Consider the following 12,855-nt stretch of genomic DNA (forward strand, 5'->3'; position numbering starts at 1 on the left):
GGGACGTCATGCTCAACGTCTCTTCCTGGTCGATCCGCAATCCGATTCCGGCCGTCATGCTCTTTGTGCTGCTGACGGTGGCTGGCTTCATCGCTTTCGGATCGATGAAAGTGCAAAACTTTCCAGACCTGGATGTGCCCACCATCACGGTGACCGCCAGTTTGCCGGGTGTTGCGCCTTCGCAGCTCGAAACCGATGTGGCGCGCAAACTCGAAAACGCGTTGGCGCCGCTGCAGGGTTTGAAGCACATCACCACCAAGGTGCAAGACGGCGTGGTGTCGATCACCGCCGAGTTCCGCATGGAAAAGCCCAGCCAAGAAGCGGTGGACGATGTGCGCTCGGCCATTCAGGGCGTGCGGGCCGATTTGCCGGGTGACCTGCGCGACCCGGTGGTCAAAAAACTCAACCTGGCGGGCACCCCGGTGCTGGCCTACACCGTGCGCTCGGCGCGGATGGATGACGAGGCCTTGTCCTGGCTGGTTGACAAAGACATCACCCGCAAGCTTTTGTCCTTGCGTGGTGTGGGTGCCGTCAACCGTGTGGGCGGTGTGACGCGCGAAGTGCAGGTGGCCTTGGATGTGAACCGTTTGCAGGCGCTGGGCATCACCGCGGCCGAGGTCTCGCGTCAGCTCAAGCAAGTGCAGCAAGAGGGTTCTGGCGGGCGCATGGATCTGGGCGTGGGTGAGCAGCCTGTTCGTACCTTGGCCACCGTGAAGACGGCGCAAGAGCTTGGCCAGATTGAGCTGGCCACATCGCGCGGCGGCCATATCCGTTTGGACCAAGTGGCCACAGTGCGTGACACGCTGGCCAATCCCCGTTCTGCCGCCAACCTGAACGGTCAAGCCGTGGTGGGTTTTGAAGTGGTGCGCAGCAAGGGCGAGAGCGAAGTGGCCGTTGGGCGTTTGGTGCGCCAGGCTTTGGCCGATTACCGACTGCAAAACCCTGACATCGAGATCACCGAAGCCTTTGACTTCGTGACCCCGGTGGAAGAGGAATACCAAGGCTCTTTGGTCTTGCTCTACGAGGGCGCGATTTTGGCGGTGCTGGTGGTTTGGCTGTTTTTGCGCGACTGGCGGGCGACTTTTGTTTCAGCCGTAGCGCTGCCGCTTTCGGTCATCCCGGCCTTCATTGGCATGGCGTATCTGGGCTTTTCCATCAACGTGGTGACATTGTTGGCGCTGTCCCTGGTGATCGGGGTGCTGGTGGATGACGCGATCGTCGAGGTGGAGAACATCGTGCGCCATTTGCGCATGGGCAAGTCGCCCTACCAGGCGGCCATGGAAGCGGCCGACGAAATCGGTTTGGCGGTGATCGCCACCACCTTCACCTTGATCGCCGTGTTCTTGCCCACGGCTTTCATGAGCGGCATCCCGGGCAAGTTCTTCAAGCAGTTTGGCTGGACGGCATCGCTGGCCGTGTTTGCTTCCTTGGTGGTGGCGCGGGTGCTCACGCCCATGATGGCGGCTTACATCTTGAAGCCCATCGTCACGGCGGCGCACGAGCCCGGTTGGCTCAAACGCTACATGGTCTGGGCCACTTGGTGCATGCGCCACCGCTGGGTCACCATGGTTTTGGCCACCTTGTTTTTCGTCGGCTCCATCATGCTGGTGCCTTTGTTGCCCAAGGGCTTTATTCCACCTGACGACAACTCTCAAACCCAGGTCTATGTGGAGTTGCCTCCGGGCGCCAGCCTGGCGCAGACCCAGGCCAGCGCCGAGCATGCGCGCAACTTGCTCATGACGGTGGACAACGTGACCAGCGTCTACACGACGATTGGTGGCGGCAGTGCAGGCGCTGACCCGTTTGCCGCTGGCGGCGCTGCCGAAGTGCGCAAGGCGACCCTCACCATCCAACTGACCGAGCGCGGGACCCGTCCGCGCAAGCAAGCGATTGAAAACGACATCCGCACCGTCTTGCAACAACTGCCCGGGGTGCGCACCAAGGTGGGCCTGGGCGGCTCGGGTGAGAAATACGTGTTGGTGCTCACCGGCGAAGATCCGCAGGCCCTGCAAACCGCCGCCATGGCGGTCGAGCGTGACCTGCGCACCATCCAAGGCCTGGGCTCCATTGCCTCTACGGCCAGTTTGGTGCGGCCCGAGGTCGCGGTGCGCCCTGACTTTGCCAAGGCCGCCGACTTGGGCGTGACCAGCGCCGCCATCAGCGACACTTTGCGCGTCGCCACCTTGGGCGACTATGACCAAGCGCTGCCCAAACTCAATTTGTCCGAGCGCCAAGTGCCCATCGTGGTCAGGTTAGGCGATGCTTCACGGCAAGACCTGGCCACGCTGGAGCGCTTGATGGTGCCTGGCAGCCGTGGCCCCGTCATGTTGAGCCAAGTGGCCAGCCTTGAGGTGGCCGGCGGCCCGGCCGTGATCGACCGCTATGACCGCCAGCGCAACATCAACTTCGAGATTGAGCTGTCGGGCATGCCCTTGGGTGACGTGACGCAGGCGGTACAAAAACTGCCGGCCTTGCAAAGCCTGCCGCCGGGGGTGAAGATCGTGGAGGTGGGCGACGCCGAAGTCATGGGCGAACTGTTCGCCAGCTTTGGCCTGGCCATGATGATCGGCGTGTTGTGCATCTACATCGTGCTTGTGTTGCTCTTCAAAGGCTTCTTGCACCCGATCACGATTTTGGCGGCATTGCCGCTGTCGCTGGGGGGCGCGTTTGTAGGGCTCTTGATCGCGGACAAGAGTTTTTCCATGCCCTCCCTCATTGGCCTGATCATGCTCATGGGCATCGCCACCAAAAACTCGATCTTGCTGGTGGAGTACGCGATTGAAGCGCGGCGTGGCAAGCCCGCCGAGGGCGACCGCCCTGCTGTGCCGGCCATGAGCCGTTGGGATGCGCTGCTAGACGCCTGCCACAAGCGCGCACGCCCCATCGTCATGACCACCATCGCCATGGGTGCGGGCATGCTGCCGATTGCCGTGGGCTGGGGTGCGGCCGATGGCAGCTTTCGCTCGCCCATGGCGATTGCCGTGATCGGTGGCCTGCTCACCAGCACGGTCCTGAGCTTGCTGGTGATCCCGGTGGTGTTCACTTACCTGGATGATTTGGGCCAGTGGTCTGGCCGGATGGTTCGAAAATTCACACAAACAAGGAGCAAAGCATGAGCAACAAAGTGGCCATGGTGGTGGGGGGCGGCAGTGGCATGGGTGCGGCCGCAGCGCGCAAGCTGGCGCAAGACGGTTTTCATGTGGCGGTGTTGTCCTCGTCCGGCAAGGGCGAGGCGCTGGGACGCGAGTTGGACGGCATTGGCCTGACCGGCTCCAACCAATCGCCCGAAGACCTGCAAAAGCTGGTCGATCAAACCATGGCGCGTTGGGGCCGGATCGATGTGTTGGTCAACAGCGCAGGCCACGGCCCCAAGGGTCCGTTACTGGACTTGACCGATGCGCAGTGGCATTTGGGCATGGACATGTATTTCATGAACGTGGTGCGCGCTGTGCGTCTGGTGGCGCCCATCATGGTTCAGCAAAAGGCGGGGTCCATCGTCAACATCTCCACCGCCTGGGTGGTCGAGCCCAGTTCGATGTTCCCGACTTCGGCCGTGGCCCGTGCGGGCTTGGCCGCCTTCACCAAACTGTTTGCCGACGAGCATGCCGTGCACAACGTGCGCATGAACAACGTGCTGCCCGGTTGGATCGACAGCCTGCCCGCTCAGGAACAGCGCCGCCAAAGTGTGCCCATGCAGCGTTATGGCACGAGCGAAGAAGTGGCGGCCACCATTGCGTTTTTGGCGTCAGAGGGGGCGGCCTACATCACGGGCCAAAGCCTTCGCATCGACGGCGGCCTGATGCGTTCGCTTTGAACGTGGCCTGGGCGCCAGGCATCAAGGGTTACAAAAGTCACAGCGGCTGGGGTCAGCCCAAGCCGCTGAAGCCAAAGGACGTTGCTCTTCGTGTTGGCACGGCTTGCAGTGCCACACTTCTGCAATGGGGAGCCGTGTTTTTTGGCCACAGGCGCTGCACGGCAAACCTGCTGTTCGCGATTGAACCCAAAAGCCAGGGCTTTGGCATTGTGGGCAGAGCGACTGCAATTTGCGGATCAAATCGTCGCAGGCTTTGCGGATGAGCGCTTGCCTTGTGGGGTTGCAAAAGGCGCGCAAGTCGTTTTCGACAAACACCAAGCCGTTGGCCGATGCAGCTTGAAGTTGTGCAAATGTTCGCACCAATGTTTGTTCGTCATGGATGTTTTTGACGATCTGCAAATGGTCCTCGTGTTCCGGGCGCATCACCAAATGGTGCTCGGGGAATTTGGCGTCTTGGGCAAACCGCATCAATTCGTCCAGACTGTTGACGGTTCTGTGTAAGCTTTGCGCAGGGCCGTGCGCTATGCCGGTCACTTCCAGTGGGTGTGCGGGGTCGACCCATAAAAGAAGTTCGGTGTTCCACGGCATGAAGCCGCCAAATGGGTCTGTGCCGAAAGTGCCTTCGCTGGCGAGGCCGACAGGAGCGCCCGTCAGGGTCATGCCGATCTGGGCTTTGCGACGTGCCGCATCGAGTTGTGAGCCTGGTCGAGCGATCTCGCGGGTGAAGGTGCCCAATTGGTCGGTGTCATAGGCGTCGGTATGCACCAGTTCACAGCCCAATGCCGACTCTAGGGGGGCTTTGACCAAATCTTGTTTGCCGTGTTGCGTGAGAAACGCAACGCGGCGAGCCAGATCAGTGCGCTCTTTCAATCTGTCCATGCCAACCTTACATGAGAACCCCTTGGGCCACAGCCACATAGATGGGGATTCCGAACACAATGTTCAAGGGAAAGGTGATGCCCAGACTCAGACCGAAATAAAGCGAGGGGTTGGCCTCTGGCAGTGCGTAACGCAGCACCGCCGGAACCGCGATGTAAGACGCACTGGCCGCCAAGACCATGAGCAGGGCACCATCACCAGCCGACAAATTTAGCAGAAATGCCAGGCCCAAAGCCATGGTGGCGTGCACCATGGGGCCCACGATGGCGTAAGCGACGAGGACCGGCGACTTGCCTTTGACCTGCGGCAGGTTGCGGGCCGCCATCAAACCCATGTCGAGCAAGAAGAACGCCAACATGCCTTTGAACAGGTCAACCGAGAACGGCTGCATGGCCGATTTGCCTTCGTCGCCGGTGATCATGCCAATCGCCATGGCGCCCAACAGCAGCAATTGCGCACCGTCGGTGAAGGACTCGTGCAGGATCTTGCCGACCGAGACACCGTTTTTGGGCGCCGGTGTGCCGTCGACAGAGGCCACGGCACCCTTGGCTGCTTTTTGGCGCAGCGAGTTGGCAAACACCACGGCCAAGATGATGGCGGGCGATTCCATCAAGGCCATCGCCGCTGCCATGTGGCCACCATAGGCAATGTCTTGGTTTTCCAGGAATTGAACAGCGGTGACAAAAGTCACCGCGCTGACCGACCCATAAGTGGCCGCAACCGCAGCAGCATCAAAACCAGACACGAAGCGCCGCAAGATGGTGTAACCGATCAAGGGAATGACGATGGCCAGGCCGACGGCGGCGGCCAAGCTGATGCCCACGTTGGCGGTCAAGCCCGATTGTGAAAGTGCAAAGCCGCCCTTGAGGCCCAAAGCCATCAACAGGTAAAGCGATAAGAAGCGCGAAATGGCAGGTGGGATTTCAAGGTTCGATTTGACGGTGCCGGCCAGCACGCCAAAGATGAAAAAGAGAATGGCGGGATCGATCAGGTTTTGCATTTGTTATTCCTTGATGCGATCTTAAAAACTTGGCGGTGTCTTGTAAAATCGATTCTTATGCAGTCAGCTATAGGTAAAAATCTATGAATGTCACGTTTCGTCAATTGCGTTTGTTTTTGGCTTTGGCCGAAACGGGCAGCGTGAGTGCCGCCGCCAAAGTGATGCATGTGATGCAACCCACCGCCTCGATGCAACTCAAGGAGATGAGTTTGTCGGTGGGTCTGGCGCTTTACGAGGTGATTGGTAAAAAGATTTACCTCACCGATGTGGGCAAGGAGCTGGCGGTTACGGCCCGAGCCGTGGCCCAGACCTGGGACGCGTTTGAGCAAAACGTTGATGCAGCCAAAGGCCTGTCGCGGGGCAAGTTGCGGGTGGCGGTCGTGAGCACGGCCAAGTACTTCATGCCGCATTTGATAGGCAGCTTTTGCACCAAACATCCGGCCATCGACGTGTCTCTTGAAATTTTGAACCGCGACGGGGTGGTGCACCGATTGCGCGAAAACCTGGACGACCTGTACATCATGTCGATGCCCCCCAAAGACATGGATTTGGGTGACGAGGCCTTCATGCCCAATCCGATTGTGCTGATTGCCCCCAACGCCGACCCTTTGGCCAAACGCACGCAGGTGGGTTTGCACGAGTTGGCGCAGCGCCGTTTCATCGTCCGAGAAAAAGGCTCGGGCACGCGAATGGCCGCTGACCAGTTTTTCCGGAAGATGAAGTTTCGCCCAGACGTTCGCTTGGAGCTGGGCAGCAACGAAGCGGTCAAGGAGTCGGTTGCTGGGGGCTTGGGTTTGGGCGTGGTGTCACGTCATGCTTTACACGGGCACAAAAAAGAAAACGGTGTGAGTGTGATTGACATCGAGGGTTTCCCGGTGTCGTCGGCATGGCACATCGTCCACCCGGCCAGCAAAAAACTGTCACCGTTGGCTTTGGCTTTTAAAAAGCACATGATTCAAGAAGTGGGCCGGCGCAAATGGCCACAGGCGTGAGCTGATGCTTCTTGGGCCTGCGCTTGTACGCGACCTCAAGGTGTCGTGAACACCGTCAAGACCCCGGTGTAGCCGTACAGCTGGTTACGGGCAATTTCTCCTGCCGCAAAAAACCCCACCAAGGGCACATCGCCCAAAGCGTGGCGAATGATTTGCAACTCGGCGCTAGGGCCCCCAAAATGCGGGCCGCCTCGGCCGGTGCAGCTCACATACACCGCCCCGGCGATGCGCAAACCCGGCGTGGGCAAGGTGGGCAAAGGGTTGTCGCTCATCGCATGGATGGCTTCGATCGACAGCGTCTCGGGTTCTAAATCTTCTCGAATCTCGGCGCACACGCGCACCAAGTCAGCGCGCGCCGCTTGCACATCGCGGCGGCAAAAGGTCAGCAGCATGCCGGCCTCTAGGTTTTCTGCGACGGCCACGCCTTGGCGCTGAGGGTCAAGCCCAATGATGTGCCGCACCCGCACATCGTTGCCCAAATGGCCGGTCCGACCCACGCCCGAATGCCCTGCCGCGCTCAAGCCCACCAAGGTGGACCGCACGACAGCAATGGCCTTTTGAGGTTCACGCAGGCTGATGCCCAAATCGGCCAGCATCACATCGAGTGCCGGTTCGCCCGCCAGTTGCAGCACCACATGCCCTTCGGATTGGGTGATTTCGCGCTCAGGTGCCACAGGCTGGCAGCCTTGCGTGACGCGCGACATCAAAGAGACATCTGGCGCAAAAGCCACCCCGCTCAGACCGCCTTCCAGCACACCGCCGTGTACTTCTGCTCCGCCTGCCTCTTCGGCGCGCACTGCGAACTGCACGCTGCGTGTGCGGCTGGCACTGAGACCACCAAACAAATAGCCTTGTTGGGTGCGGCTCGCCATCTCTTGGAGGAGCTCGGCCAGGTCGGGCGTGTTCGGATCTGCGTGCACCAGTGCCGCACTCGCCCAATCTGTCGGCAGGGGTGACACGCCAGAAAACACCCTGTACTGCTCGGCCGTCAGGTCGCACAGCATGAGCGCCATGGCCGGTTCATCAAAGTACTCGGCGTTGTTGACCGCCACACCGATGCCTACCGTGCCTGCCCAGTCGGGCACTTGGGGCAAGGCCTGCCGCAAATGGTCCAGCAGCGCCTGCGCATGGGGTGCGTAATGGTCTGTGATGTACAGCAGGCCCAAGCGGGGTTGCGTTGCGTAATCGGGCAGCGCCATTTGGGCTTGTAATTGCGCCAAGACCAAGCCTGCGGCCATGCGCCACTGTGGGTGCGTGGCATGGCCACAAGGAAACAACTTCATGGCTAACTTACTTCAGAGCGGTTTTGCGTGCAGCACGAGTGACTGGCTTGGCCACAGATTTTTTGACCGAGACGGGCTTGACCGATTTGGCCGTCGCAGCGGGTTTGGCAGGTTTCGCAGATGAGGGCTTGGCGCGTTGCCCCCGAGCGGTGGATGACGCGCCGGGCTTGCGGGGCGCTTTGGCCGTGGTGTTTTTGGCGTTCATGCCGGCCTTCATGGCTTCGCCCGCCACGTCTTTCAAAGCGGCGGAGGCAATGCTCTGAAACTGCTGGGTCAATGCGCCCCACCATTGCATCGGGTCCACGGCCGGCTGACTCGCCGATTCAGCGGTCTTGGCTTCCAGGGTTTGCCGGGTCTCTTCCTCGGGCGTTTCGCTGGGTGTGGGTTGTGCGGGTGCCGCTTGCGGCGCAGGCTTGGGGCTGAACAGCGAAGATTTGGATGCGCTGGCGGTGTCGGCGGTGTCGTCAGGTGTGGCCTGTGCAGGCTCACTGACCGGGGGCTTGGCCGTGAACGCCTTGGCCAAATCGGCCATGTTGACGTTCATGCTTTGCAAGGTGGTCAAGGTCATTTTTTGCACTTCCATCGCCTGGATGGTGGCTTTGAGTGCGGTGGTGTTTTGTTCCAACCAAAACAGCACCGATTTCAACTCTTGGATGCGCTTGTCGATGTCTTCAATGCTGAGCGTGGGGGCCACCCAGCTGGCCATGCCGGGCATGCCAGCTGCCGCTGCGGGCTGGGCGGCCGAGGCGGTTTTGGACAGGTTTTGTAAAAAATCAAAACCCGGCACGAATTGGCCAAAGCCAAAGGCAGAAGGTTCGCTCATGGCAGATCCTTGAAAGTGATCTGCAAAGCTTACCCGAAGACGCTTGCGCACTCGACCGTTACGCCCCGCCCAACGGGTTTACCCAAGGCTCAGCCTTCCACAAACACCCGTGCCTTGCGCGGTGTCAAGACCAAAGTCTCACCCTCCTTGAAGTCTTGCTGGCGGTATTGCGATGCCGACAACTGCGCCTCGATCACCGCGTCTTTGCCGAACATGCCCGTCTCCACCGGCTCCAGTTCCAAACGGGCCACGGGGCCCACCACAATGGCGCGGGTCAGCTTGGCCACGATGCCGGTGTGGGCCATGCCCGCTGTGTAACGCGTCACATCCAAGTCGTGCGGGCGCACATAGGCAAAGGCTTTGGCGTCTTGCACTTGGCCGTGCTCGGGACTCTCCAGCCGTATGGCATGCTGGTCGGCACCGATCAGCATTTCGCCCTCGTGCGCGCGGCCATGGAACAAGTTCACATCGCCCAAAAAGCCATACACAAAGGGGCTGGCCGGGTGGTCCCACACTTGCTGGGGCGAGCCAATTTGCTCGATGTGGCCCTTGTTCATCAGCACCACGCGGTCGGCCACTTCCAGCGCTTCTTCCTGGTCGTGCGTCACAAAGATGCTGGTCACATGCAGCTCGTCGTGCAGACGGCGCAGCCAGCGGCGCAGTTCCTTGCGCACCTTGGCGTCCAGAGCGCCAAAGGGCTCGTCCAGCAGCAGCACCTTGGGCTCAACCGCCAGCGCACGGGCCAGCGCAATGCGTTGGCGTTGACCGCCCGACAATTGCGAGGGGTAACGGTCGGCCAGCCAGTCGAGTTGCACCAAGCCCAAAAGTTCATGCACTTTGCGTTTGATTTCGGCTTCGGGGGGGCGTTGGTTGCGCGGCTTGACGCGCAGGCCAAAAGCCACGTTTTCGAACACCGTCATGTGGCGGAACAAGGCGTAGTGCTGGAACACAAAACCCACTTGGCGCTCGCGCACATGCACATGCGTGGTGTCTTCGCCGCTGAAGGCGATGGTGCCTTGGTCGGCCGTCTCCAGCCCCGCGATGATGCGCAGCAAGGTGGTTTTGCCGCAGCCGGATGGCCCCAGCAAGGCGACGAGTTCGCCCGACTCGATGTCGAGGCTGACGTTGTTCAGCGCGGTGAAGTCACCAAACTGTTTGTGGACGTTGCGGATTTCGATGCTCATGTTTCAAACCAGAATCTCAAGGTGAAGTCAGTGGGCGGGCTGCTCGGGCGGGGTGTTGGCCGATGCTTGAATTTCTTGGGCATGACGCCATTCAATGAAGGACTTGATGGCCAAGGTCACCAGTGCCAGCAAAGCCAAAAGTGAAGCCACGGCAAAAGCAGCCACCGACTGGTATTCGTTGTAGAGAATTTCCACGTGCAAAGGCATGGTGTTGGTCTGCCCCCGAATGTGACCCGACACCACCGACACCGCACCGAACTCGCCCATGGCGCGCGCGTTGCACAAGATGACGCCGTACAGCAGACCCCATTTGATGTTGGGCAAAGTGACCCGCCAAAAGGTTTGCCAACCTGTGGCACCCAACACGATGGCCGCTTGTTCTTCTTCGCTGCCTTGCGCTTGCATGAGCGGAATCAGCTCGCGCGCAATGAAGGGAAAGGTCACAAACACGGTGGCCAGGATGATGCCGGGCACCGCAAACACGATCTTGATGTCGTTGGCTTGCAGCCAGGGGCCAAACCAGCCATGGGCCCCAAACACCAGCACATAGACCAGGCCCGCCACCACGGGCGACACCGAAAACGGCAAGTCCACCAACGTGGTCAACAGCGACTTGCCCTTGAACTCGTACTTGGCAATGGCCCAGGCTGCCGCCACGCCAAACACCAAATTGAGCGGCACTGCCACGGCCGCCACGATCAGCGTCAGGCGAATGGCCGACCAGGCATCGGGCTCCTTGAGCGCCTCCAGGTAAGCGTCCAGACCTTTGCGCAGGGCTTCGGTGAACACCGCAGCCAGTGGCAAGACCAGAAACAAAAACATGAAAGCCAGGGCCAGGCCAATCAGGCTGCGGCGAATCCAGCGGGCCACGGTGGTGCCCGCCTGGACCTTGTTGGCGGTGAGGGTTGGGCTCATGACGAAGCTCCCGAACGGCGGCGTTGCCAGGTTTGCAAGCCGTTGATGACCAAGAGCAACATGAACGAGATGACCAACATCACCAAGGCCACAGCGGTGGCACCCGCGTAGTCGTATTGCTCGAGTTTGCCGATGATGATCAGCGGCGTGATCTCGGACACCATGGGCATGTTGCCCGCGATGAAGATGACCGAGCCGTACTCACCGATGGCCCGCGCAAATGCCATCGCAAAGCCGGTCAGCAGTGCCGGTGCAATGGTCGGGAAAATGACCCGGCTGAAGGTTTGCCAGCGTGTGGCGCCCAGGCAGGTGGCCGCTTCTTCGAGTTCTTTTTCGGTGTCTTCGAGCACCGGCTGCACCGTGCGCACCACAAAGGGCAGGCCGATGAAAATCAAAGCGATCACCACGCCGTTGGGGTTGAAGGCCAGCTGAATGCCCAGTGGCTCCAGGTATTGGCCAATCCAGCCATTGCCTGCCAGCAGCGCGGTGAGCGAAATGCCCGCCACCGCGGTGGGCAGCGCAAAGGGCAAGTCCACCAGCGCGTCCACGATCTTTTTGCCAAAAAAGTCATAGCGCACCAGCACCCAAGCCACCAGCAAACCAAACACCACATTGACCAGCGCCGCAATCAGCGATGCGCCAAAGGTCAAGCGGTAAGACGCCATCACGCGAGGGCTTGTCACCGCGACCCAGAATTGGTCCCAGCTCAGGGTGAAGGTTTTGAAAACCAGCGCCGACAGCGGGATCAGCACGATCAAGCACAGGTAAAAGAGGGTGAAGCCCAGGGTCAGGTTGAACCCGGGCAAGACCCTGGCGGGCACCCGCTTTTTGGCGGGCGCCGCGATGGGCAATGCGGTCATGGCGGGAACTTATTTGACGGTGTAAATCTTGTCGAACTGACCGCCGTCGTTGAAGTGCACCCGCTGCGCTTCGGCAAAGGAGCCAAACACTTCGTCCACCGTGAACAGCTGCAAGGGTTTGAAGGTTTGGGCATGCTTTCTGAGCACGGCCTGCGAACGGGGACGCAGCGCATGCTTGGCCGCGATCTCTTGGGCTTCTTCAGAGTACAGGTAATCCAGGTAGGCCTTGGCCACTGCGCCCGTGCCTTTTTTGGCCACGGTGCGCTCGACCACGGCCACCGGGTTTTCGGCCACGATGCTGATGGACGGGTGAATCGCATCGACCTTGCCCGCGCCAAATTCGCGGTCCACCGACACCACTTCGGATTCAAAGGTCACCAGCACATCCCCGATGTTGCGCTGCAAGAAGATGGTGGTCGCATCGCGCCCGCCCTTGGCCAGCACGGGCACGTTTTTGTAGAGCTTGCCCACGAACTCGGCGGCTTGTGCATCGCTCGCGCCCTTTTTCTTGGCATAGCCCCAGGCCGCCAAATAGGCCATGCGGCCGTTGCCACCCGTCTTGGGGTTGACCACGATCACCTGGATGCCGGGCTTGACCAGATCGTCCCAGTCCTTGATGTTCTTGGGGTTGCCATTGCGCGTGAGAAACAGCATGGTCGAGGTGGTGGGCGCTGCGTTGTGGGCAAAGCGCTTGTTCCAGTCTTTGGCCACCACACCGGTGCTGGCCAGAAAGTCCACGTCGGTGGTGGTGTTCATGGTCACCACATCGGCGTCCAGGCCATCGTTGACGGCACGCGCCTGGGCGCTCGAGCCACCGTGGGCTTGGTCGATCTTGATGTCTCTGCCCGTGGTCTTTTTGTAGTGCGCCACAAAAGCGGCGTTGTAGTCCTTGTAGAACTCGCGGGCCACGTCGTACGAGGCGTTGAGCAAGTTTTGAGCGCTGGCTGCAAAGCCGGTCAAGGCCAAGGTGGTGGCCAATGCGATGTGCGTGAGTTTTTTCATGGTGATTCGGTCTGATAGAGGGCGAGACATGGCAGGTTTCGAGGGGCTTGACCGGTCCTTGGGACCCAAGGCCATCCCGTCATGGCCGCGATTGTGGGAGCGT

General features: G+C 60.4%; 11 protein-coding genes. 3 read left to right on the forward strand and 8 right to left on the reverse strand.

What is annotated here, in order from left to right; translation table 11 throughout:
• Positions 1-8 precede the first annotated feature (8 nt).
• Both B472_RS06180 and B472_RS06185 read left to right on the forward strand, forming a co-directional pair.
• Positions 9-3,116, forward strand: a complete 3,108-nt coding sequence (locus B472_RS06180; RefSeq protein ID WP_026039393.1) for an efflux RND transporter permease subunit — start codon at positions 9-11, stop codon at positions 3,114-3,116.
• Complete coding sequence (locus tag B472_RS06185; protein WP_019426149.1) at positions 3,113-3,814, forward strand: SDR family oxidoreductase; 702 nt, start codon at positions 3,113-3,115, stop codon at positions 3,812-3,814. The genes B472_RS06180 and B472_RS06185 overlap by 4 nt, the downstream gene beginning before the upstream one ends.
• A 21-nt stretch (positions 3,815-3,835) precedes the next feature.
• Here B472_RS06185 and B472_RS06190 read toward each other — a convergent pair whose 3' ends face one another.
• Together B472_RS06190 and B472_RS06195 are read right to left on the reverse strand one after the other, a co-directional pair.
• Positions 3,836-4,693, reverse strand: coding sequence for a DUF6671 family protein (locus B472_RS06190; protein ID WP_019426150.1), 858 nt, complete (start codon positions 4,691-4,693; stop codon positions 3,836-3,838).
• A gap of 7 nt (positions 4,694-4,700) precedes the next feature.
• A complete protein-coding gene (locus tag B472_RS06195) occupies positions 4,701-5,693 on the reverse strand; it encodes a sodium-dependent bicarbonate transport family permease (protein WP_019426151.1) in 993 nt (330 codons plus the stop codon).
• An 83-nt stretch (positions 5,694-5,776) separates the two neighbouring features.
• Here B472_RS06195 and B472_RS06200 point away from each other — a divergent pair, with 83 nt between their 5' ends.
• The gene (locus B472_RS06200; protein WP_019426152.1) at positions 5,777-6,685 is read left to right on the forward strand and encodes a LysR family transcriptional regulator; all 909 of its coding nucleotides are present in this window, start codon (positions 5,777-5,779) and stop codon (positions 6,683-6,685) included.
• A gap of 35 nt (positions 6,686-6,720) precedes the next feature.
• Here B472_RS06200 and B472_RS06205 read toward each other — a convergent pair whose 3' ends face one another.
• The 6 genes from B472_RS06205 to B472_RS06230 form a co-directional block, all read right to left on the reverse strand.
• Complete coding sequence (locus tag B472_RS06205; protein WP_019426153.1) at positions 6,721-7,968, reverse strand: FIST N-terminal domain-containing protein; 1,248 nt, start codon at positions 7,966-7,968, stop codon at positions 6,721-6,723.
• Between the two features lie 7 nt (positions 7,969-7,975).
• Entirely contained in the window at positions 7,976-8,791 is an 816-nt protein-coding gene (locus B472_RS06210) for a PhaM family polyhydroxyalkanoate granule multifunctional regulatory protein (protein WP_019426154.1), read from the reverse strand.
• Between the two features lie 89 nt (positions 8,792-8,880).
• Positions 8,881-9,975: a sulfate/molybdate ABC transporter ATP-binding protein gene (locus tag B472_RS06215; protein WP_019426155.1), complete on the reverse strand. Its 1,095-nt coding sequence runs from the start codon at positions 9,973-9,975 to the stop codon at positions 8,881-8,883.
• Positions 9,976-10,002: 27 nt separating this feature from the next.
• Positions 10,003-10,890, reverse strand: a complete 888-nt coding sequence (cysW, locus tag B472_RS06220) for a sulfate ABC transporter permease subunit CysW (protein WP_019426156.1) — start codon at positions 10,888-10,890, stop codon at positions 10,003-10,005.
• Positions 10,887-11,750, reverse strand: a complete 864-nt coding sequence (gene cysT / locus B472_RS06225; RefSeq protein ID WP_019426157.1) for a sulfate ABC transporter permease subunit CysT — start codon at positions 11,748-11,750, stop codon at positions 10,887-10,889. Before cysT ends, cysW begins: the two co-directional genes overlap by 4 nt.
• A gap of 9 nt (positions 11,751-11,759) precedes the next feature.
• Positions 11,760-12,752, reverse strand: a complete 993-nt coding sequence (locus B472_RS06230; protein WP_019426158.1) for a sulfate ABC transporter substrate-binding protein — start codon at positions 12,750-12,752, stop codon at positions 11,760-11,762.
• Positions 12,753-12,855: the final 103 nt, after the last annotated feature.

It is taken from the genome of Limnohabitans sp. Rim28, from assembly GCF_000293865.2.
Taxonomy (GTDB): domain Bacteria; phylum Pseudomonadota; class Gammaproteobacteria; order Burkholderiales; family Burkholderiaceae_C; genus Limnohabitans_A.